Below are 21,708 nucleotides of genomic sequence, written 5' to 3' on the forward strand. Positions count from 1 at the left end.
GGCCCTAATGGCAAAACCCTAGTGGAAACTAACAAATTCTTCTACCTACAAGTGTTTCTATGTAGGTATACCCATAGGAGAAATATGAGAAACTACGAAATCACGAATATTCTTCGTGAAGGGAATGTAGAAGAGACGAAGTCTGCCGTTAAAGAACTTCTCTCCAAATACAACTTCACGATCCAAGGCGAAGAGGATTGGGGTTCTAAAAGACTCTGGCATCCCGTTGGACAAGACGAACAAGGCCATTTTACACTCATTAAGTGTTCTGGATCTCCAGCCGAAGTTGCAAAGATTGAACATGAGTTCAAACTCAATGCGAACATTTTAAAAACCCTCGTAATTAGGGCAAATGGCTAACGATCTAAACAAAGTACTACTCATCGGTCGAATGACACGTGATCCGGAATTTAAGTCGGTGAACGGAAGTTCTGTTGTCAATTTTTCAATTGCGAATAACAGAGTTTATGTGACGAACGGCGAAAAAAAAGAGGAAACTCATTATTTCGACTGCGTTGCATGGGGCCGACTTGCTGACATTTTAAAACAATATGCAGGCAAGGGTAAACAAGTAGCAATCGAAGGTAGACTCCAACAACAGTCATGGGAAACTCCTGAAGGCAAAAAAGCCTCGAAAATCCGCGTTTATGTCGAGACCGCACAGTTATTGGGTGGGCAAGGACAAGGTGGAGGATCCGGAGACCGTTCTGACAGTTCCAATTCTTATGATTCCGGCGTAAGTAGTGGTTATGATGATTATCCAGCCGGTGATGACGACATTCCTTTTTGATAGGTGATGACAATGAGCGAAACGACAAATATTGATGATACAAGAGTAGATTCCCGTGACAGTATGGACGGGATGGATGACGACGAAAAAGGTGGTTTCCGTGGTAAAGACGGAGAAGGTAAGTTCGGTCGTAAAAATGCAAAATACAAAAAGAAAGTATGTAAGTTCTGCGCTGACAAAGCGTTACTTGCAGGACTTGATTACAAACGAGTTGATATCTTAGAAAGATTTGTGACCAACAGAGGTAAAATCATTCCAAGAAGGATCACAGGAACATGTGGCAAACACCAAAGAGCCCTTGCTCGTGAAATCAGAAAATCCAGATCCATCGGCTTATTGCCGTTTAAAGTTCTGTAGGAGTTACGGATGAAAGTTGTATTACAAAAAGACGTATTAAATCTTGGTGATGCTGGGGATGTAAAAGAAGTTGCTGATGGTTATGCTCGTAACTTTCTCATTCCAAGAAGACTTGCAGTACGTGCAAACGATGGTAACACCAAAGCTGCAATCCACCAAAAAAGACTTGCTGATCTAAAACGCGAAAAACGTGTAAAAGTGATGAAAGATCTTTCTTCTTCGATTGATGGTAAAACATACGAAGTGAAAGTAAAAGTGGGTGAGAACGACAAACTTTTTGGTTCTGTAACAGCGAATGATATTGCTCTCGCAATTAAAAACACTGGAGTAGAACTCGACAAACGTAAACTAGAGTTAGGTGAACCAATTAAGTCAGTTGGTGAATTTAAAATCAAAGTTCGTTTGGCTGAAGGTGTTGTACCTCAAATCGTAGTTAAAGTCGTCGGCCAAGCATAGTCTTACACTTACGCTTTTTCGATGAATTCTAACCCCCTTCAGGAGATAGAGTCTGAGAAGAACTTAATCGGTTACCTACTCATGAGAGGGGTAGCCGGGCAGGAAGACTTAGGTCTTAGCCCAGATGACTTTTATATGGATACCCATAGACGAGTTTTTGAGGCTGTCACGGATCTTATCAATGAAGGGACAAACATTGACCTAGTAACGGTCACAAACCAAATGCGGGAAAAACGTCTTTTTAAAGATGAATCCCGCGACCTGGAATACATCACATCTCTCTACAAAGACACTGTCCCCTTTCAACCGTTAGACTATTATGTTCGTCGAGTGAAACGTGTTTCGGACAGGCGTAAGTATGTAGAAGCATTAAGCCAAGCGATTGATAAAGTCAAAATTGAACCTGGCGAAAACGATTCTGTTTTTAGTCTTGTGGAACAATCGCTTATGGATATCTCCCGCCAAGAGAGATCCAAAGGATTACGAAAGGTCAAAGATGATGCCAATGCACTCATTGATTATATCAAAAATGTCGTGGCAGCAAGCCAAAATGGTACGGGTGGGATCAATGGTTTAAAAACCCATTTTACAGGTCTTGATATGGCAACCACAGGCCTTAAGTCTCACGAACTTATGATCCTTGCCGCGCGTCCTGGTAACGGAAAAACAACCTTTGCCCTCAACATTGCTGCCAACGCAGCTTTGAAAGAGCGTAAAACGGTAGTTATCTTTTCACTGGAGATGAGTCGGATCGAACTCCTTTTGAAACTCATCAGTGCCGATGCAAGGATTGATTCCTATGCATTAAAAGCCGGGACGTTGACATCAGCTCAGATGTCACAACTCAAAGACAGTATTGGTAATATTACATCGGCAAGTTTGTACATAGATGATTCAGGATATTTGACAATCCAAGAGTTTTCGGCAAGACTCAGACAACTTCGGACCACAGAAGAAATCGGACTTGTGATAGTGGATTATTTACAGCTGATGAGTGATCCAAAAGCAGCTATGGGTGGGCGTCAGCAAGAAGTTGCCAATATTTCGAGAGGACTCAAACAAATGGCACGTGAAGTGGGTTGCCCAATTATCGCCCTATCACAGATGAACCGTTCCATTGAAAACCGCTCCAAAGACCAAAGGCCACAACTTTCCGACTTACGGGAGTCAGGTGCCATTGAGCAGGATGCGGACATTGTATGTTTTATATATCGGGAAGAAATGGTGAAACCTCCCGAAGAGCTTGACCCAAACAAAAGGGGAATGGCTGAGATCATCATCGCCAAAAACAGAGCGGGAGCAACGGCCGATTTTCCATTGATGTTCAATCCGAAAATCAGTCGTTTCGATAACGTTCCATTATAAGAGGTTTTCAATTGAATCACTGGGTAACATCAGAATACAAAAATAGAATTAGCGCCACAAATGTCTCAGATGCATCTGTTGGAAATACATTATTCCTTTCGGGCTGGGCCTTTCGTTACCGCGACCAAGGAGGTGTGATTTTTATCGACCTTCGTGATCGTTCTGGAATTTTACAAATTGTTGCAAGGAAAGAAATCCTTGGAGATGATTTTTCCAAAGTCGAAAAAATTCGATCTGAATATGTGATTGCAGTAAAGGGAAAACTAGCTCTAAGAGATGCTGAATCCGTCAATCCGAAGATGGAAACCGGCAAATACGAGTTAATTGCCGAATCTGTTGAAATCTTAAATACATCCAAAACTCCTCCTTTCACTTTAGATGAATTTGATCCATCTGGTGAAGAAATCCGTTTGAAATATCGTTATCTTGATATGCGTAGGGAAGAACTTAGGGATCGTTTGGTTTTACGTCACAAACTAACATTTGCTTTGCGAGAGTATTTGGATAGTAAATCCTTTTTAGAAATTGAAACTCCCATTTTAAATAAATCCACACCGGAAGGAGCAAGGGATTTTTTAGTACCATCTCGTTTGAATGCAGGTGAGTTTTATGCATTACCACAATCACCTCAACTTTTCAAACAAATCCTGATGATTGGTGGGATGGAACGATACTTCCAAATCGTTAAATGTTTTCGGGATGAAGACTTACGTGCTGACCGCCAACCTGAATTCACACAACTCGATATGGAGTTTTCTTTTGTCACAGAAGAAGACATTCGTCGTGAAATTGAATCCATGTGGGCCTTTGCTTTAAAGAAGGTGTTCCAATTAGAAGTGAATGCTCCCTTTATGACCATGCCTTACCATGTCGCGATGGAAGAATATGGTTCCGACAAACCTGATATCCGTTTTGGAATGAAACTTGTGAATGTTTCGGATCATGTGAAGTCTTGTGATTTCCAAGTATTTACTGGTGCCATTGCCAGTGGTGGAGTTGTAAAAGCCATTTGTGTACCTGGTGGCTCGACAATTTCAAGAAAAGAAATCGAAGACCTCACTGCATGGCTTTCCCGTGACTTCCGTGCCAAAGGCCTTGCTTATATGAAACACGGAGTTAATGGTCTTGAATCTACCATCACCAAACGTTTTTCACCAGAAGCACTTGAGGCAATTGCAAAAGCAGTCGGATCCAAGGAAGGGGATATGGTATTCTTTGGAGCAGATACATCAAAAATTGTAAATGCTTCTCTCGGTGCCTTACGTTTGAAATTATCTGAAAAGTATGATCCACCTAAAGTTCCATTTAGTTTTCATTGGGTAGTTGACTTTCCTATGTTTGAATTGGATGAAACAACCAAATCATGGACATTCCTTCACCATCCATTTACCTCTCCGAAAGAAGAAGACTTTCAGAAACTAAGGGATTGGAAGGCAGGGAAAGAAGTTGACCTTTCGTCAATTGGTGCGAAAGCTTATGACTTGGTTCTCAATGGAACAGAAATTGGTGGTGGTTCAATTCGGATCCACAACCCAGAAATACAAAGTCTTGTTTTGGAAGCCATTGGGATTGGGGAAGAAGATGCCAAATCCAAATTTGGATTCTTACTGGATGCACTTTCTTTTGGTGCACCTCCACATGGGGGGATTGCCTTTGGTGTGGATCGGATCATGATGTTACTCACTGGTGGAACTTCTATCCGTGATGTGATTGCTTTCCCAAAAACACAAAAAGGAACTTGTATGATGAGCGAAGCACCAGGTCCTGTGGAAGCAAAACAATTAGAAGAATTAAAACTCAGGGTAGTCACTATTTAATATGGATGAAAGTTTTACATTTCAGGAAGAATCCCTCTACCAAACTGTATGTGGGATTAGTGACAGCAAACTCCCGTTATGGGAAAGTCGACTGAGTGTAAAACTCATCCCCCGTGGTAAATCCCTGATTATCCAAGGGAGTCCTGACCAAGTGCAAGTGGCACTTGATACCTTTCAAAAAGTAGAAGAAAATTTCAAACGTAGACCAGACAAGTCTGAATATTCTTTTTTTGATATCGATTATTTGGTAAACAAAGTAAAAGACTCTAGCGGTGGATGGCCAACACCTGGTTCTCCCGATTTCCAAAAGGAAGGAGAAACTTGGACTCCAAAAGATAAAATTTTTGTCACCTTCAAAGGAAAACCCATTTTCCCTCGCACAAAAAACCAAGAAAGTTTTGTCGATAGCCTTCATAAAAACTACATCACCATCGCGATGGGACCTGCGGGAACGGGGAAAACATTTTTGTCCATTGCCACGGCATGCCGGATGATGCAAACGGGAGAAGTGGATAGGTTAATCCTCACAAGGCCTGCTGTGGAAGCGGGGGAAAACTTAGGTTTTTTACCTGGAGACTTAACACAAAAAGTAAACCCATACCTTCGTCCCATCTACGATGCGTTACACGAGTGTATCGGATTTGAAAAAACGAGTGAATATTTACAAGTGGGAAAAATTGAAATTGCCCCCATTGCTTTTATGCGAGGCCGAACACTTTCCCATTCCTTTATCATCTTAGATGAAGCCCAGAACTGCACATTGCCACAATTAAAAATGTTTCTCACTCGTTTTGGGAAAAATTCCAAAATGGCAATTTCTGGAGATGCCACTCAAATTGATCTTGCCCATGGTCGTTCAGGACTGGAAAAAACAGTTTACACTCTTAGAAATTTGAATGGAATAGAGACAATATTTTTCGGAAGGGAAGACATTACACGTCACCCGATTGTAGAATCGATTGTCCGACGTTTCGAAGAAAACGAAAGTCTATTTAATAAAAAACCATGAAAGTTTTCTTTGATTCTTCAATGACAAGTGTGACTGACTTTTTAACAAAAGTTAGGCCAGTTTCTGTGGTTCGAAATATCCAAATCATTTTGGTCTTTCTCACTTTGTTGTTTGTTACTTATGTCCTTTCGATTCCTTTTTTTGGGCAATCCAAAGTGAACACAGACCCTGATGGACTTTTTTCCGAAGGGAAAATTGCACCGGAAACCATCCAATCAGTCAAAGAATTTTCATACGAAGACATCGATAAAACAAATTTAGAAAAACAAAAAGCTAAATCAAACGTACCGTATGCTTTTGACAAAGACTTTGGTGTGCTTGCGTCTGGCATTGATACCAATTTATCAGAAGACTTAGAAATCTTACGAATTTTAATCCAAGAAGGAAAATCAAATCCGGCAACGGTTAAGGATCGAATTCCGAGATGGCGAAATCGTACTAATGAAGAAATCCAAGCAATATTGGATTATCCAAAAAAAGAAAAATTAAAAAACTTTATCCAACAATACACGAATCTAATCTTTTCTAAATACTGTATCGTAAAAGAAGACCTACCTTTTGCCAAAGAATTGGACAAAGCAGGTGCAAAAATTCGTAATATCGGAACCCAGGACCACACGACCATCATCGATGGAAATTTGGTCATCCCAAGGTCTCAAATTTATAAAGACGGACCTGTTACTGCCGTATTATCTAAGTTAGCGTCAGAAAAATTACCGAATGTATCTGATTCACTCCTAAAAGCCGTTTCAAGGATCGGATTGTATTATGTGTATTCTTATCCTGCATGCAATTACAATCCTGAGGAAACAGAAAATTCTAGATTAAAGGCTGCGAATGCAGTTTCAGTTCAAAAAAGTAGAATCCAAGCCAATGAAATCATTATAAGGGCAGGCGATGTCATCACTCCTGAAGTAAAGTTAAAACTGGATATGATGAATTTGTATGCTACGAGAGCAAACCTTGCTTCTATCGTATCTATTTTTCTCACACAATGTGTTCTCATCGTGATTGTCGGTTTTTATTTGATCCGTTACCGGCCAAATCGATTGAACGACCTTTCGAGTAACCTTATTATCTTTTTTACATTATGGATTGTCATTGCTTCGATTTATTTACTATCAAAAGTATTTTATGCAACTGACAGTGATTTGTCAGGAGTATATTATTTTGGAATGTTTGTTCCAGTGGGGATGCTCTGTTTATTGCTCGGTTTTGTATATGACGAACAACTCTCCATTGCGATTGGATTCTTTTTAGCATTTGCTGTATTTTTTGCCTCTAGATACAATCCAACTTCGTTTATGTTGGCCTTTACTGTTGCAGTGATGAGCTCCATTTACGGACGTAGGTTACTCAAACGTATCGATTTTTTAAAGGCCGGATTTTTATTAACGTTTGTCCAAATCCTAGTGACAACGGCTGGGTATTTATTTGATGGTAGGGAGTTTTTTGTATCGAGCGGTGCTGGTTTTTTTAAAGATTTAACCAATTCCAATTTATTTAGAATTACGGTGATGTGTTTTGTGAATGGGTTTGCAAGTGCAACAGCGGTTCAGTTCTTACTCCCACTGTATGAATATATATTCAATATCCCCACTCGATTTAAATTGATAGAACTTGCTGATACAGGGCATCCTTTGTTACAACAACTTCTAACGAAGGCACCTTCTACTTACACACACACATTTATGGTCGCAGCACTTTCGGAACGGGCAGCACAGAATTTAAATTTAGATCGTCTACTTGTGAGAGTTGGTGTGTATTTCCATGACATCGGAAAAATTCCAAATGCCGGTTTTTTTGTGGAAAACCAACATTTGATTCCAAAACCAGAGCATATTGATAAAAATAACCCTGCCCTTGCGGCAAAAACTGTCATCGATCACGTGTTAGATGGAATTGAGATGGCAAAAAAAGCAAGGCTTCCTAGGGAAATTATCAGTTTTATACCGGAACACCATGGAACCTCCACTATGGCATTCTTTTATCATAAAGCATTACAAGAGATATCGAGTAGTGCACGTAAAAATATCAACAAAAAGGACTTTCAATACCCGGGTCCAAAACCACAAAGTAAAGAAACTGCCATTGTCATGATTGCAGATTCTTTAGAAGCCGCCTCTCGTTCATTAGATGAGGTCTCCCCTGAAAGTTTAGATGATCTGATACGTAAAATCATTAATTCGAAACTTGCAGAAAATCAATTGGATGAAAGTGGTTTAACGATTGGTGATTTAGAAATCATCAAATCGAGTTTTAAAGAAGTATTACTTTCGAGTCTTCACCAAAGACCAAAATACCCAAAACCAGAAGACACAAAAGCATTAGAATCTGCGAACAGTAAAAAGTCTAAACCATGAATCCATCCCTATTGGTTTCCACTCATTGGAATGATGAAACAGGTGAGTCTGAAATTATTTCAAATTTAGTGATAAAAAATTGTGAAAAAATTATACAATATCTTGCACCTAATTTTTTACAAGAATTAGAACTTTCCATTTTACTCGTTAGTGATTCTCAAATGAAGACAATCAATGGGGAAAGGCGAGGCAAAGAAAAAACAACTGATGTATTATCTTTTCCATTGTATTCAGAATTTCCACAAGTTCCTGTTCAGATTTTGGGAGAAGTGGTGATTTCAATGGACACATGCAGGCAACAGTCAATTGAAATTGGACATTCCGTTATTGATGAATTTTATCGCTTGTTAGTGCATGGGATTTTACATCTTTTTGGATACGATCATGAAACAAATGAAAAAGATGCAAAACTGATGCGACAGATGGAAGATGAATGTTTGGATTTGGTTTTTACAACGTAAATGGCCATTCGAAAAGAAACTGGAATCATTATCCAAAGTAAAGACATAGGTGATAGTGACCGACTGATCAGTCTTGCAGGTGAATCTCAGGTAAGGATGAATTTTATCAGCAAAGGGATTCGTAAATCGAAACGCAGAGCGATTATCTCTACCGAGATTGGTTGTATGGTGGAAGTAGATTATTATGACCAATCTGAGAAGGACTGGAAATCGACAAAGGAAATCCACCTAATCAATCGATACGATGAACTTAAAAAAGATTACATAGGCACGTTGTTTGTCTTGTATATCACTGAACTTACTTCTTATTTATACCCAGAAGGTGAGAGTCATCCGTTTTTATACCAACTGCTTTCAGGGAGTTTGGAAACTTCGAATACCAATGGTTTTCGAAAGGAAATTTTGCCATTTTTTAAATTAAGAGCTCTCACACATATGGGGCATTTTCCTTCTGAGTTTTATTGTTTTACCTGTGGAGAAGAAATTCTTTCGAAAAAAAAAGCTTATTTTTCTGTTGATTCACGAGAATTTTTATGTTCTGACTGCCACCCAATCCCGAAAGATCATTTGCCTGTTTTAAAACTATTTCACATTATGTTATCTAAGAAATTTTCGAATGTACTAAGTGTCTATCCAAGAGAGACTGAATACAAAGAAGGGGATTTGATTCTTAACCAGTTTTTGCGTTCGTTGTTTGGAAAAGAACTAAAATCATATTTTGAATTTTATAAAACAATTGGGGATTTATGAATTTTATCATTAAAACCATTTTGCTACTGATGACTTTTTCTGTGTTTCTTGCCGTATTTCAATTGTTATTAAAATCTGAGACAATCAAAAACCAAACTCCAATTGCCACAACCAAATCAAAAAAAGATATGTTCTCTGCGGTCCTACGGGACAACCAAGAATCGATTCCTAATTTTGTATCCCGTTTCAAAGTGAAAAGTTTTGAACTATGGGAAAATGCAGATAAATTAAAAATGGAAATAAAATACTAAAATGAAAGCCAACCAATTATTAAAAAATTTAGTTTTAAAAGAACTAGAAACTGCAGTCTCAATTTATATTTCTAAATTAAATTTAAATCTTCCATTATCTGATTTTAAGATACGGATTGAATATTCGAGGGATGAGAAGTTTGGAGATTATTCAACTCCATTTGCCTTAGAAAACAAGAATGTATTCAAATTGAATCCAAAAGAAATTGCAGAAGGATTACTTGCCGAGATCAAAAATGACACTCTATTTGAATTTGTAACGTTTTCTCCTCCAGGTTTTATCAATTTCCGTATTCGTTCCTACTTTCTTTTCCAGTATACAAACCAAGTCATGTCTCCAGTCGTATCCTTTGCCAAAACTGAAATTACCGAGTCAATACTGCTTGAATTTGTTTCAGCGAACCCGACTGGGCCAATGAATATTGTATCTGCTCGTTCAGCAGCCTACGGTGATGCGCTTGGAAATTTACTTTCAAGTTTAGGTCATTCTGTGAAACGAGAGTTTTATGTGAACGATTATGGAAACCAAGTGTATTTACTTGGTGTTGCAGTCCTTTTGCGTATATTTGAATCAAAAGGTGAAACTATTACCTTCCAAGAGGAAGAGTCAAATGAGTCTATTTTTTCTCTGATTGAAAAAAGGATTTTACCAAAAGAAAGTTACCGTGGTGAATACATTAAAGATATCGCAAGTGAATTGTTAAGTGATTCTTCTCTTTCAAAAAAAGTAGGAGATTGGATTCAAAATCAAAATTGGGAAGATTGTGTCCAATTTTTAGCGAAATACGCAGTGAACTACAACTTAAGTCGGCAGAAAGAAGACTTGCAGTTGTTTGGCGTAGCTTTTGATCAATTTTATAGTGAAAGAAGTTTACACGATGCCGGTGAAGTGGAAAAAGTACCCTCCTTATTAAGAAAAGAAGATGTTACCACCATCGATGGGAAACTCCACTTTTTATCTACAAATTATGGTGACGATAAAGACAGAGTGATTCGAAGAGAAGATGGTCGGCCAACATACTTAATGGCAGACATTGCCTATCATTTTGATAAGTACAAAAGAGGATTTACCAAGCTCATTGATATCTGGGGGCCAGACCATTACGGATACATTGCTCGATTGAAAGGTGCAGTGGAGTCTTTTGGGAAATCTAAAGATAGTTTTTTAGTTTTGATTGCTCAACAGGTGAATCTGATTGAAAACAAAGAAAAGGTAAAGATGAGTAAACGATTGGGAATTTTCCAAACGATGAGAGATTTACTAGCATATCTTGGCAAAAATGGAAAAGATGTGGGTCGATATTTTTTCCTTATGAGAAGTTCCGATGCACCACTTGATTTTGATTTGGATTTGGCAAAAGATGAATCCGATAAAAATCCAGTGTTTTATATCCAATATGCACATGCAAGGATCTGTTCCATTTTTCGAGAATTACAAATTTCTATCAATGAATGGAAGTTACTTACAAACATAAAAGCAAACATGTTCGAATCGGAAGAACGTTTGCGACTATTATTCTGGGTTGCCCGTTTCCAAGAAGAAGTATATGATACGGCAACAAATCTCGAACCTCATCGCCTAACCAATTATTTACAATCACTTAGCAAAGCTTTTACTAAATTTTATTCGCATAAAGACAATCGAATTAAAGATAAACAAGGCGACGAAAGGGATCAATTATTGTTACTCATTTTGTATACCAAATTAGCTCTTTCGTCTGGGTTAGAACTACTCGGAATCTCGGCTCCAGAAAAAATGTCAAAAGAAGAAGTGTAAAAATTTTGTCTCCTTATATTGTCATTATATCAACTGGTTCTGAACTTACAGCGGGAAGGAGTGTGGATACAAACTCTGGTTGGATATCCAATCAATTGTTTGAATTGGGTTGGAAGGTAAAAAAGTTTGTCACTTTGCCTGATGACCCTAATTTAATTTTTTCTGAATTACAATCCTTACAAAATCTTTCCAAGGAAATTCCTGTCCTTGTGATTATGACAGGAGGGCTTGGACCCACTGAAGACGATTACACTTTGGAAACAGTTTTAAAATTAACTGGTAAAACATCATATTCCGTTGAAAAAGCAAAACTTCGGCTTGTGAAAATATATGAAGCCCGAGGGAAAGAATATAAGGACATCCTTCCAAATGTATTTCGCCAAACTTTTGTTCCAGAAGGTTGCAAAACTTTAGATAATTCTGTCGGTATTGCAGTAGGGTTTATCGAAAATATCGGTGAAAATTCTTATTTAGTTTGTATGCCTGGTGTTCCATCCGAGATGACGGAGATGTTCAAACGCCGTTTAGTACCTGAATTAAAAAAACTATACCCTCGTGAAAACTTATTACAAAAAACGAAATGGTTGTGGAATATCGGTGAATCTTTATTCCAAAACGATTTCATTGAACCAAATCGAAACGAGTTTTTTAAGGATGCAGAATGGGGAGTTACTGCAAATAGAGGATACATCAAATGTATTTTTCAATCTACTAATGAAGAATTGCTGACAACCATCATCAGTCGCTTAGAAAGACAATATCCCAAAATTATATCAGATGATGTATTTCAATTTGTTCACGAACAATTGTTAAAAGAAAAGTATACTATCTCCGTTGTTGAAAGTTGTACTGGTGGTTTGCTTGGAAAAAAACTTACGGAACAAGCAGGTTCGAGTGCTTATTTTATGGGAGGTTTTTTGACTTATTCAAACAAATTAAAATCAAAGTTACTCGAAATCCCAATAGAAACAATCGAAACTTATGGTGCAGTAAGTGATGAAATTGCAAGGGTTATGGTGGATGGACTTTGTCAAAAAACAGGTACGGACTATGGTATTTCGATAACAGGAATCGCTGGACCTCTTGGCGGAAGCGATACAAAACCTGTTGGTACTGTTTTTATTGGGATAAAAGATCCAATAGGAAAAACCATAGTGCACCATTATGTATTCCCAGGGAACAGGGAGTCTATTCGCGAAAACGCAAGTAATACAGCATTGTTTTTAATTTACCAATCACTAAAGGGTAAGGATGTATAAAATATGTTTCAAAACATTTTGTATTCAGTTGGTTTTTTTGTTTTATTTTATTTTAGTTGGGATGTTGATCTAAGATTCGTTCCAAATATTCGGGAGACTTGGATTTGGAATTTGGAAGGTAAGTTTGGAACAAATCCTCCCAAAATTGGTGAAGACCCACTAAAGTCTTTGAATGGCTACAAATACAACCAACAATTTTATTCATTTAAATCTAGTTCAAAACCAACAATTGATCCTAAGTATTTGGTAGATTTTCCTCTTTTGGGGAATGGATATTTGTTATATGAAAAAATTGGTGATGAAGTGAATTTTTATTCAGATAGTAGTGAGTTGTATTGGAAAAAACCAATCAATTCTTATCCGAGGAGTGGATATTTTGCGTCACCAGTTTTATATTTATCGGGAGATAATAATACTGTTTTTTTACTTGATGAAAGTGGTAATCGTATCGGAAAACAAGAGTTAAATGGCCGATTTTTAACTGACTACCAGTTTGATATTGGAAATAAAGGTGTGGTTGTTTTGTTTTCGGGTGGGGAAATTTATCGATTGGATGAAAAAGCAAATTTAATCTTTGGATTTGATCTATCGAAAGATAAACCAAATTCTTTTTTTAAATCTGTTTCATTGTCCCCAAATGGAAAACTCGCTTCTATACACTATTCCATTGATGATAAAGATTGGATTTTGGTTTTGGATGAAGTTGGGGAAGTTGTCAATGAATTTCCACTCACAAAGTTTTATCCTCACCAATTGTATTTTGCCACTGGAAATAATGGCCAGATTTTTTTGCAAACTCCTGAGGCTTTGTATTTTTATAAAAAAGGAAGTTTAGTCTGGGAAAAAAGTAAATCCAAACAAACTGGAGTTTACCAATCCATTTATGCCAGCAATTCTTTTATGGTGGCAGCTGTTGATTCTGAAATATTGTTTTATAATGAAATAGGGGATTTGATTCGAAAAAAAAGGATTTCACCTTCTGAGTTCCCAGTTCGATTTTTCCCAGGTAAATCGGATTCCGTATTTTATATGGAAACAAAAACTGATTTAGTGCAGTTCCAAAATTTATAAGTTTTAACCTTTAATTGGATTTGTAATGTATGGAACTGTTTATAGAAACTAATCTTTAGAATCTACTTCATAAATAGACAAGGATTTAAATCCAGTTCGACCTTCTCTGTTAATCATGGCGATGGTTTCTGTACAAACACCAGGTTTGATATTGAAAATCAATTGGTCGGAGATCTCTCTGCAAATATATAATCCTCGTCCGTGACTATCTTCTAGTCCTTTAGGAAATCCAGTTGATTCGTCAATGCTGATATGTCGATCTAAACGATGTAAGATTTCTTCTTTACGTAACGAACCAAATTGGTCTCGGACAACAATGAAAATCGTACTTTCGGTTGATCCATAACCAATTAAAAAATAATCATCAGGCATCAGTTGGATATTATCAAGTGGAACCACCATATCATGGCTAGGGATTTCAAATTGGTATTTGTATTCCCCTTCGTTTGTCCTTGGTGCACGAATCATTGCATTGGAAGTTAATTCCTCCAATACCTGTTGGATGGCTTTTGGAGCACCTAACTGGATTAGATTCTTTGAAATTTTTCCGCATAGGATGGACCTGTCTTGGTCCGATTTGATTTGTTTGTATACGATACCATTTTTCGGTGCATCTTCAAATTCACTATTGATGTTTTGGTCATATACTTGAAAGTCTTTTGAGAAATATTTTTCAATTCCAAAAATATCATTTGATAAAAGTTTCTCTACCATGACTTCAATGAGATGGATGTCCAAAAAACTATATTTTGGGATGATATTCCAAATTTGTAGGTCTTTTGCATATTTGATGTATTCATTGATATTGTAGGCAGTCATGAGAGCATACAATACATGCGGAAACTCTTTCTGAATGAGTTTCACTAGGTCAATACCAGATTTTCCTGGCAATCGAATGTCTGTTATAGTTAAGTCAATTTTTTCATTCGTAAGATACCAAACCGCTTCTTCAAAATGTTCTGCACCAAACACATTAAATTTGGTGCTTAACAAATCCATGATAGCTTCTCGAATGGAGTGGATATCTTCGACGATGAGAATGGATTTTTTCATGAATTTGGCTCCGTGATGTCGTTAGTGAGCGGAAAGGAAATAGTAAAACGTGTCTTTTGTTCTACTGATTTGACAGATATATTACCATCATGTTCTTTCACAATGGAATGGCAAATGGACAAACCTAGGCCAGTTCCAGTTCCTGATTTATTACTTGTAAAAAAAGGATCAAAGATCTTTTGGATGATTGCGTCGGGTATACCACCTGCATTGTCTTCGATGATTATGTGTAACCAGTTTTTTGTTTTGCGAATTTCTATTGAGATTTCACCAGGTCTATAATCGAAAGCTTGTAAAGAGTTTCGAAACAAATTCATAAAGAGACGTTCCATTTTTCCTGGATGAAAAGGGAATTGGTATTCGTGATCACAAGAAATTCTCCAAGTGATGTTTTTACTTAAATGCGGATACAAGCGAATCACAGTATCCTTGGCTCGATAGATAGTTTCAACAATATCACCTAAGGTCACTTTAACTTTGTCAGTTTTCGCAAATGAGATAATATCGGAGACAATGATTGCTGCGCGAGAGATATCATTTTTAATCATGTCCAAACGTTTTTCGATTTGTTCTGGAGGTTGATTTTGCCAGTTTGCTTTTAAATTTTGTAATGTTAGACTAATTCCTGTTAGTGGATTATTTAATTCATGAGCAATCCCTGAAATTAAAATCCCAAGAGAAGCAAGGTTACGCATTCGAAATGACTCTTCTTCTTTATCTCTTTGTTTTGTAACATCCGAGATTTTTTCTACCATCCAAAACAAATCTTCTTGTTTGGGGTAAGGGTAAAATTCTAATAAAAGTGTTTGTTTTTTATCTTCAGAACGGAAAAAAATTTCACGCGTGATGGGTGTTGCATACGTCTGTTGTTTATCTTTCGATTTAACATTGATTTTCGGACAGTAGGGACAAACATCGGTTCGTTGGTATAATACTTCATAACATTTCCTGTCCAATAACTCATCGTATTTGTTATTTTTTGCAAAAAGGATGGTCGCTAAATTTGCCCTTTGGATATTAAAATCGGAATCGATGAGGACAAGTGGGTCTTGGACAACATCATAAATAGCTTCCAATTCGCGTGCTTTTTCAGCCACTTTTTCGATGTTTTCAATCGAATTTGAATCACCAAGACTTTCAAACTCTGACAATTTAGTATCCTAACGACTGATTCAATTGTTTGAACATTTTTTTTTGGTTTGGATTGCCACTTGTTTTTTGGAGAGCACTAATAGAAGTAAGTTGGCTATGAAAATCCAATAGAAATTTTATATAGAAGTCCTTTTTGAAATCGTTTCTTTCTTGTTTTACAGAATCATTTCGAAGGGAAGAAAGTGGAAAACGTTCGGTTCCGTCAATCCCTGAAAATTGGATTTCCAAATCATTTACGGAGTCATCAAGCGGAGTCGAATCTATAATTTTGGTTCTTGTTTTTTGTTCAATTTCTGTGTCTTCAGTTGTGATTTGGATTTCTACTTTTGACAAAACAGATCCATTGAATTCGAGTAAAATCGATTTTTCTTCTGAATGTTTGATACGGTTTTTGTTTTGTGGGTCAGGGTCGACTTTGAATTTTCGAATCCGGATTCCTGTTCGATTTGGGTAAGTTCCAATAAAACTAATCGTGGTGTTTGCGGGTAAGGAAGTTAAATGTTCATAAGACAAAAGATCTCTAGCTCTAGCGATCTCTCGGTAAAGGTTAAGGATTTCCTTGTCTAATCGATTTTCTTTTTCGGTAATGTCAGCCTCAGCAAAGAGACTGACACTTAATAAAAAAAGACTAAGGAGTGCTAGGTGCCGGTACTTCGGGAGTGGTTCCATCAGTTTCTACCGGAGCTTCCAAACTTGGTTCCAAATCTGGAACTAATACTTCATCTTTCTTTGCAAAAACAAAAGAGAGAGCAAGTGACAATACGATAAATAAAATCGCTGCGACTCGAGTCGTTTTTGTCATCACGTCAGCTGTCGATGCACCAAACACTGATTGGCTAGCGGTAGAACCGCCGAGCATTCCTGCGCTACCACCTTTTCCTGTTTGGATCATCACAAGGAGGATGAGAAAAAGAGAGAGTAGAACAAAAAGAGTAAGAATAGTTCCTGCAAAAAATCCCATAAAGTTTCCTTATTTTAAAAGTCCTAAAAATGAATCTAATTTTTGACTGGCTCCTCCTACGAGGCCACCGTCAATGTTTGGTTTCGCGAGAAGTTCTTTGATATTGTCTGGTTTGACTGAACCACCATACAAAATTTGAATTTTCTCAGCGAGTTTGTCTGCACCAACAAATAATTTTCCAATTTCTTTGCGGATAAAAGAGTGGGCTTCTTCCGCTTCCACCGGCGTTGCCACTTTTCCTGTTCCAATCGCCCATACTGGTTCGTAAGCGATCACAAGATTTTTGAAAAGGTCACTTGTGATATCCTTTAGACCTTTTTTGATTTGGTCTTCAAGGACGGAAAAGGTTTGGCCTTTTTCACGTTCTGCCCAGGTTTCTCCCACACAATACACAACGCGTAGCCCTGCTTTTAAAAAGTAAGAAATTTTTGCATTGTCGAATTCTGAAGTTTCACCTAGGAATTGGCGCCTTTCGGAATGGCCTACTAGAACCGTTTGGATCCCCAGTTCTGCCAGTTGGACAGGTGAAATTTCCCCTGTCATTGCCGTAAGCCCTGATTGATAAGCATTTTGGGCTCCAACAATCACTTTTGAGCCGCTTGTGATAGAAGCAACTGACTCCAAGTGGAGAGCACTTGGAAATACCATGACTTCGTAGGGAGAAGATTCACTTGCCGCGAGTAATCCTTTGGCGATTGTTTTTGCTTCCGCCAAAGATAAATTCATTTTCCAATTCCCAGCAATGATTTTCTTTCTCATCTTATTTGTCTTCCTTCGGGAGTAAACATTGCACACCAGGGAGAGTTCGTCCTTCCAAAAATTCTAAGGAAGCACCACCACCAGTGGAAATATGAGTAATTTTGTCTGCCACACCAGCCTTGTTTACGGCGGCAATGGAATCCCCACCACCCACAACCGTTTTGGCCTTGGATTTGCTAATGGCTTTTGCGATTTCTATGGTTCCTTTGGAGAACTTATCCATTTCAAACACACCCATAGGGCCGTTCCATAAAATGGTTTTTGCATCTTTTATGGCTTTTACATAATTGTCGATGGTTTTCGGACCAATGTCCATACCCATCCAACCATCCATAATTCCCATTTTGTCCACGGACTTAGTCTTTGCATTTGGATCAAATTGATCCGCAATGATATGGTCCACAGGGATTTGCAGGTCAACACCTTGCACTCCGGCACGGTCAATGAGTTGGAAGGCTTGGGATTCAAATTCTGGTTCTACAAGGGATTTTCCCACAGGGACAGCTCTTGATTTGAGAAATGTATACGCCATACCACCCCCGATGAGGAGATGGTCTACCTTCTCGAGAAGGTTTTTTAAAATCGCAAATTTAGAACTGACTTTAGAACCACCTACGATTGCAACAAACGGACGTTCTGGTCTCGCAAGAAGTCCACTTAAGACTTCTATTTCTTTACGCATCAGAAGTCCTGCAAACGCTGGGAGAAGGTGTGCGACACCTTCTGTGGAAGCATGCGCACGGTGAGCCGTACCAAATGCATCATTGACATAAACGTCAGCGAGTTTTGCCAGTTCCTTACAGAAACCAGCATCATTTGCCTCTTCTTCCTTATGGAAACGAAGGTTTTCTAAAAGTAGGATTTCACCTTCACCCAATTCATTGGATAACTTCACAACACCCGCACCAATGACAGATTCAGAAAAACTGACTTTGGTTTTGACAAGTGTGGCAAGGACATCAAACACGGGTTTCATGGAATACTTTGGTTCCGGTCCACCTTTTGGTCTGCCCAAATGGCTTCCCAAAATGATTTTGGCTCCTTTTGCAATCAGGAGTTCCAAAGTGGGAAGGGTTTTTTCAATCCGAGTTTTATCCGTAGCGATTCCGTTTTCCACAGGGACATTAAAATCCACGCGAACAAAAACACGTTTTCCTTTTAGATTTTGGTCTTCTAGAAGAGGTAATTTCATCTTAGCCTTTTTTTGCCATGTAACGTACTAGGTCGAGGACGCGGTTGGAATATCCCATTTCATTATCATACCAAGATACAAGTTTGAAAAAAGTAGGGCTTAGTTCGATACAAGCATCGGCATCAAAGATAGAAGAACGAATGTCACCTAGGAAGTCGTTTGATACCACCATATCCTCAGTATAACCAAGGATTCCTTTCATAGAACCTTCACTTGCTTCTTTCATTTTCTTTTTGATTTCGGCAAGGCTTGTTGGTTTTTCTGTGCGAACCGTTAAGTCCACAACCGATACGTCTGGAGTGGGAACGCGGAAACTCATACCAGTGAGTTTTCCATTCACTTCCGGGATACAAAGTCCTACAGCTTTCGCCGCACCAGTAGAGGCAGGGATGATGTTTTGTGCGGCCCCACGACCACCACGGAAGTCTTTTTTAGAAGGTCCGTCAACCGTTGGTTGTGTTGCTGTCATCGCATGGATCGTTGTCATTAGGCCTTCTACGATTCCAAAGTTGTCAAGAACCACTTTTGTGATTGGTGCCAAGCAATTTGTGGTACAAGACGCATTGGATACAACATTGTCTTTTGCCGCATCATATTTTTCATGGTTCACTCCCATCACAAAGGTAGGGATGTCTTTGTCTTTGGCAGGAGCTGAGATCACGACTTTTTTGGCACCGGCTTTGATGTGTTTTTCAGCACCCACTCGGTCAGTGAAAAGTCCAGTCGATTCGATGACAAAGTCCACACCCAATTCTTTCCATGGGAGTTTTTCTGGGTCTCTTTCAGAGAAGGTTTTTACTTTTTTCCCATCGATGATGATTTCGTTGTCTGTGTGAGAAACTTCCCCGTCGAAACGGCCGTGGGTTGAATCATATTTGAATAGATAAGAAAGGTTGTCTGGTGTGACAAGGTCGTTGATTGCGACAAATTCTAAATTGGGATCTTTGATTCCGGAACGAAGCACAAGTCGTCCGATGCGACCAAAACCATTAATTGCGATTTTTACCATTGAGTTTCTCCTAAAAGGCTCGTATCTAGAGATAAAACGATTTTTTAATTACAGAATTTCGGGTTCGGGGTCCATGTCACTCATTTTAAAAGCAGAAGGAGCATAGTTCCTGTTAGAAAAGTGTTATTTTTGAAGTGACATCCATTGGTTACTTTGTATGATTTTGTAATTTCTCCCTGTCTAAAAACGCCATGGAACGCCTCAAATTTGAGCTCACTCGTGCTAGACTTAAGCAGAATATCCTGGCACAAGTTTCTTCCCATCCATGTGCTCGCACAGGCGACATCGAGACTCTGGCAAAATTCATTACAAATTCTGTTTCTGACATATTGGAGATTGAACGAGTAGGGGTTTGGCTTTTTAATGAGACTAAAAATGAATTGGTAAACGTTGATACTTACTTACGATCCCAAAAAACTCATTCTAGTGGAGCAATTTTAAAAGAAAACGAATTCAAAGAAGAATTTCAATATTTGTTATGTGAAAAATATGTCGATGCAAACGATCCCTATACGGATCCGCGCACCAAAGGGTTTATCGAATCCTATCTCAAACCTAATGGCATCACCGCTATGTTAGATGGTGTCATTCGAATGGGAGAGGAACTCATTGGTACTTTATGTTTTGAACATGTGGGGAAAAAACACAAATGGTCTGAAGATGAAATCACTTTTTGTAGTCAGTTAGGCGATCAGATTGCCCTAGCGATTAGTAACCAAAGAAATAATATCATTAATCAAGAACTGATTTCTCGTGAAAATGAACTTAGAGAACTCAATGAAAGTTTAGAACGATTAGTAGAAGAACGAACAAAAAAATTAAAAAAATCCAACGAAGAGTTGGAGTTGACCATCTCGACTTTAAAAAAAGCCCAGAACCAATTGGTCCTTTCTGAAAAAATGGCAAGCCTTGGGCAACTCGTCGCTGGAATTGCGCATGAGATTAATAATCCCATTGCTGCTATCCAAGCATCCGCAGAAAATTTAAAAGAATCATTATTTGAATCAGAACTATCTCCTTTCCAAAAAGAATTAAAAGAAATTATCCCTGATTACCAAAATCAAAAACAATTTTTGGATCTTATCCAAATTCTTAAGTCAAGAATTGAAATTATTTCCGGAAGAGACCGAATGAACCGAAGGAAACGTATTGAATCTTGGTTGGGATCAAAAGGGATCGATAAATCATTTTCTAACCATTTGATTGATACTGGATTTGATTTGGATCTATTGGATCAATGTAAGGAATTGTTTGAAAGTGAAAAATTAGAAAGTATCTTAACTCTGCTTGTGGAAGAAATCACAGTTTACCAATCCCTTCATGTGATGTTACTTGCAGTGGAACGTGCGAGCAAAATGACATTTGCTTTGAAAAATTTTGTAAGGTTTGAAATTTCAAAAAATCCTGTCCGTGTGAATTTAAAGGAAAATATTGAAACTGTCCTTACACTTTATCAAAATCAATTCAAAAAAAAAGTAACTCTTGTGAAGGAATACGAAGATGTACCTTACATTGAAGGCTATCCAGAAGAATTATTACATTTATGGACAAACTTAATCTATAACGCCTTGCAGGCGATGTCATTCCATGGAAAATTGTCTATCCAAACAAAAACAGAGGGGAACAAAGTATTGGTTCTCGTGGAAGATAATGGATCAGGTATTCCGGAATCGATTCAACATCGAATCTTCGAACCATTTTTTACAACGAAACCTTTGGGGGAAGGCAGTGGTCTTGGTCTTGATATCTGTCGTAAGATTGTCGACCGGCATTTCGGATCTATCACGTTTCAATCCATCCCAGGTAAAACGATCTTTGCAATTGAACTACCGATCAAAATACCTAACTGATATTGG

General features: G+C 38.2%; 22 protein-coding genes. 15 read left to right on the forward strand and 7 right to left on the reverse strand.

Annotation, left to right across the window (positions count from 1 at the left end; translation table 11 throughout):
* The first annotated feature begins 84 nt into the window (after positions 1-84).
* From rpsF to EHQ43_RS17995, 14 genes are all read left to right on the forward strand, one after another.
* Positions 85-360, forward strand: coding sequence for a 30S ribosomal protein S6 (rpsF, locus tag EHQ43_RS17930; RefSeq protein WP_135742327.1), 276 nt, complete (start codon positions 85-87; stop codon positions 358-360).
* On the forward strand, positions 353-790 hold the full coding sequence (locus EHQ43_RS17935) for a single-stranded DNA-binding protein (protein ID WP_015678373.1): 438 nt from the start codon (positions 353-355) through the stop codon (positions 788-790). The genes rpsF and EHQ43_RS17935 overlap by 8 nt, the downstream gene beginning before the upstream one ends.
* A gap of 72 nt (positions 791-862) precedes the next feature.
* On the forward strand, positions 863-1,147 hold the full coding sequence (gene rpsR / locus EHQ43_RS17940) for a 30S ribosomal protein S18 (RefSeq protein WP_174705011.1): 285 nt from the start codon (positions 863-865) through the stop codon (positions 1,145-1,147).
* 9 nt (positions 1,148-1,156) lie between these two features.
* Positions 1,157-1,603, forward strand: a complete 447-nt coding sequence (rplI, locus tag EHQ43_RS17945) for a 50S ribosomal protein L9 (protein ID WP_015678360.1) — start codon at positions 1,157-1,159, stop codon at positions 1,601-1,603.
* 21 nt (positions 1,604-1,624) lie between these two features.
* Positions 1,625-2,968: a replicative DNA helicase gene (dnaB, locus tag EHQ43_RS17950; RefSeq protein ID WP_135742326.1), complete on the forward strand. Its 1,344-nt coding sequence runs from the start codon at positions 1,625-1,627 to the stop codon at positions 2,966-2,968.
* 11 nt (positions 2,969-2,979) lie between these two features.
* Positions 2,980-4,785, forward strand: a complete 1,806-nt coding sequence (aspS, locus tag EHQ43_RS17955; RefSeq protein WP_135771932.1) for an aspartate--tRNA ligase — start codon at positions 2,980-2,982, stop codon at positions 4,783-4,785.
* A 1-nt stretch (position 4,786) separates the two neighbouring features.
* Positions 4,787-5,794: a PhoH family protein gene (locus EHQ43_RS17960; protein WP_135754360.1), complete on the forward strand. Its 1,008-nt coding sequence runs from the start codon at positions 4,787-4,789 to the stop codon at positions 5,792-5,794.
* Entirely contained in the window at positions 5,791-8,157 is a 2,367-nt protein-coding gene (locus tag EHQ43_RS17965; RefSeq protein ID WP_135771933.1) for an HD family phosphohydrolase, read from the forward strand. Before EHQ43_RS17960 ends, EHQ43_RS17965 begins: the two co-directional genes overlap by 4 nt.
* Positions 8,154-8,618 carry an rRNA maturation RNase YbeY gene (gene ybeY / locus EHQ43_RS17970; RefSeq protein ID WP_135742322.1) on the forward strand — a complete coding sequence of 155 codons (465 nt, stop codon included), beginning with the start codon at positions 8,154-8,156 and terminating at the stop codon, positions 8,616-8,618. The genes EHQ43_RS17965 and ybeY overlap by 4 nt, the downstream gene beginning before the upstream one ends.
* Positions 8,619-9,368 (forward strand): DNA repair protein RecO, encoded by a 750-nt coding sequence (gene recO, locus EHQ43_RS17975; protein ID WP_135771934.1) that lies wholly within the window; start codon positions 8,619-8,621, stop codon positions 9,366-9,368.
* Positions 9,365-9,619: a hypothetical protein gene (locus EHQ43_RS17980; RefSeq protein ID WP_135742320.1), complete on the forward strand. Its 255-nt coding sequence runs from the start codon at positions 9,365-9,367 to the stop codon at positions 9,617-9,619. Before recO ends, EHQ43_RS17980 begins: the two co-directional genes overlap by 4 nt.
* 1 nt (position 9,620) lies before the next feature.
* Positions 9,621-11,396 (forward strand): arginine--tRNA ligase, encoded by a 1,776-nt coding sequence (gene argS / locus EHQ43_RS17985; protein WP_135771935.1) that lies wholly within the window; start codon positions 9,621-9,623, stop codon positions 11,394-11,396.
* Between the two features lie 5 nt (positions 11,397-11,401).
* Positions 11,402-12,655, forward strand: coding sequence for a nicotinamide-nucleotide amidohydrolase family protein (locus EHQ43_RS17990; RefSeq protein ID WP_135771936.1), 1,254 nt, complete (start codon positions 11,402-11,404; stop codon positions 12,653-12,655).
* Between the two features lie 3 nt (positions 12,656-12,658).
* The gene (locus tag EHQ43_RS17995; protein ID WP_135742317.1) at positions 12,659-13,726 is read left to right on the forward strand and encodes a hypothetical protein; all 1,068 of its coding nucleotides are present in this window, start codon (positions 12,659-12,661) and stop codon (positions 13,724-13,726) included.
* A 48-nt stretch (positions 13,727-13,774) separates the two neighbouring features.
* Here EHQ43_RS17995 and EHQ43_RS18000 read toward each other — a convergent pair whose 3' ends face one another.
* From EHQ43_RS18000 to gap, 7 genes are read right to left on the reverse strand one after another with little or no spacing between them, the layout of a single operon-like run.
* The gene (locus tag EHQ43_RS18000; protein WP_135742316.1) at positions 13,775-14,779 is read right to left on the reverse strand and encodes a response regulator transcription factor; all 1,005 of its coding nucleotides are present in this window, start codon (positions 14,777-14,779) and stop codon (positions 13,775-13,777) included.
* Complete coding sequence (locus EHQ43_RS18005; RefSeq protein ID WP_135742315.1) at positions 14,776-15,930, reverse strand: LIC_12097 family sensor histidine kinase; 1,155 nt, start codon at positions 15,928-15,930, stop codon at positions 14,776-14,778. Before EHQ43_RS18005 ends, EHQ43_RS18000 begins: the two co-directional genes overlap by 4 nt.
* 1 nt (position 15,931) lies before the next feature.
* On the reverse strand, positions 15,932-16,600 hold the full coding sequence (locus tag EHQ43_RS18010; protein ID WP_135742314.1) for an LIC_12096 family protein: 669 nt from the start codon (positions 16,598-16,600) through the stop codon (positions 15,932-15,934).
* Positions 16,560-16,892 carry a preprotein translocase subunit SecG gene (gene secG, locus EHQ43_RS18015; RefSeq protein WP_012389055.1) on the reverse strand — a complete coding sequence of 111 codons (333 nt, stop codon included), beginning with the start codon at positions 16,890-16,892 and terminating at the stop codon, positions 16,560-16,562. Before secG ends, EHQ43_RS18010 begins: the two co-directional genes overlap by 41 nt.
* A 9-nt stretch (positions 16,893-16,901) precedes the next feature.
* Positions 16,902-17,651, reverse strand: coding sequence for a triose-phosphate isomerase (gene tpiA, locus EHQ43_RS18020; protein ID WP_135742313.1), 750 nt, complete (start codon positions 17,649-17,651; stop codon positions 16,902-16,904).
* Between the two features lies 1 nt (position 17,652).
* Positions 17,653-18,843: a phosphoglycerate kinase gene (locus EHQ43_RS18025; protein WP_135742312.1), complete on the reverse strand. Its 1,191-nt coding sequence runs from the start codon at positions 18,841-18,843 to the stop codon at positions 17,653-17,655.
* A 1-nt stretch (position 18,844) separates the two neighbouring features.
* Positions 18,845-19,852, reverse strand: coding sequence for a type I glyceraldehyde-3-phosphate dehydrogenase (gene gap, locus EHQ43_RS18030; protein ID WP_135642244.1), 1,008 nt, complete (start codon positions 19,850-19,852; stop codon positions 18,845-18,847).
* Between the two features lie 191 nt (positions 19,853-20,043).
* Between gap and EHQ43_RS18035 the strand changes: the two genes are divergently transcribed.
* Positions 20,044-21,702 (forward strand): GAF domain-containing sensor histidine kinase, encoded by a 1,659-nt coding sequence (locus EHQ43_RS18035; protein ID WP_135771937.1) that lies wholly within the window; start codon positions 20,044-20,046, stop codon positions 21,700-21,702.
* The last annotated feature ends 6 nt before the right edge of the window (positions 21,703-21,708 follow it).

The organism is Leptospira bouyouniensis (assembly GCF_004769525.1).
GTDB classification, from domain to species: domain Bacteria; phylum Spirochaetota; class Leptospiria; order Leptospirales; family Leptospiraceae; genus Leptospira_A; species Leptospira_A bouyouniensis.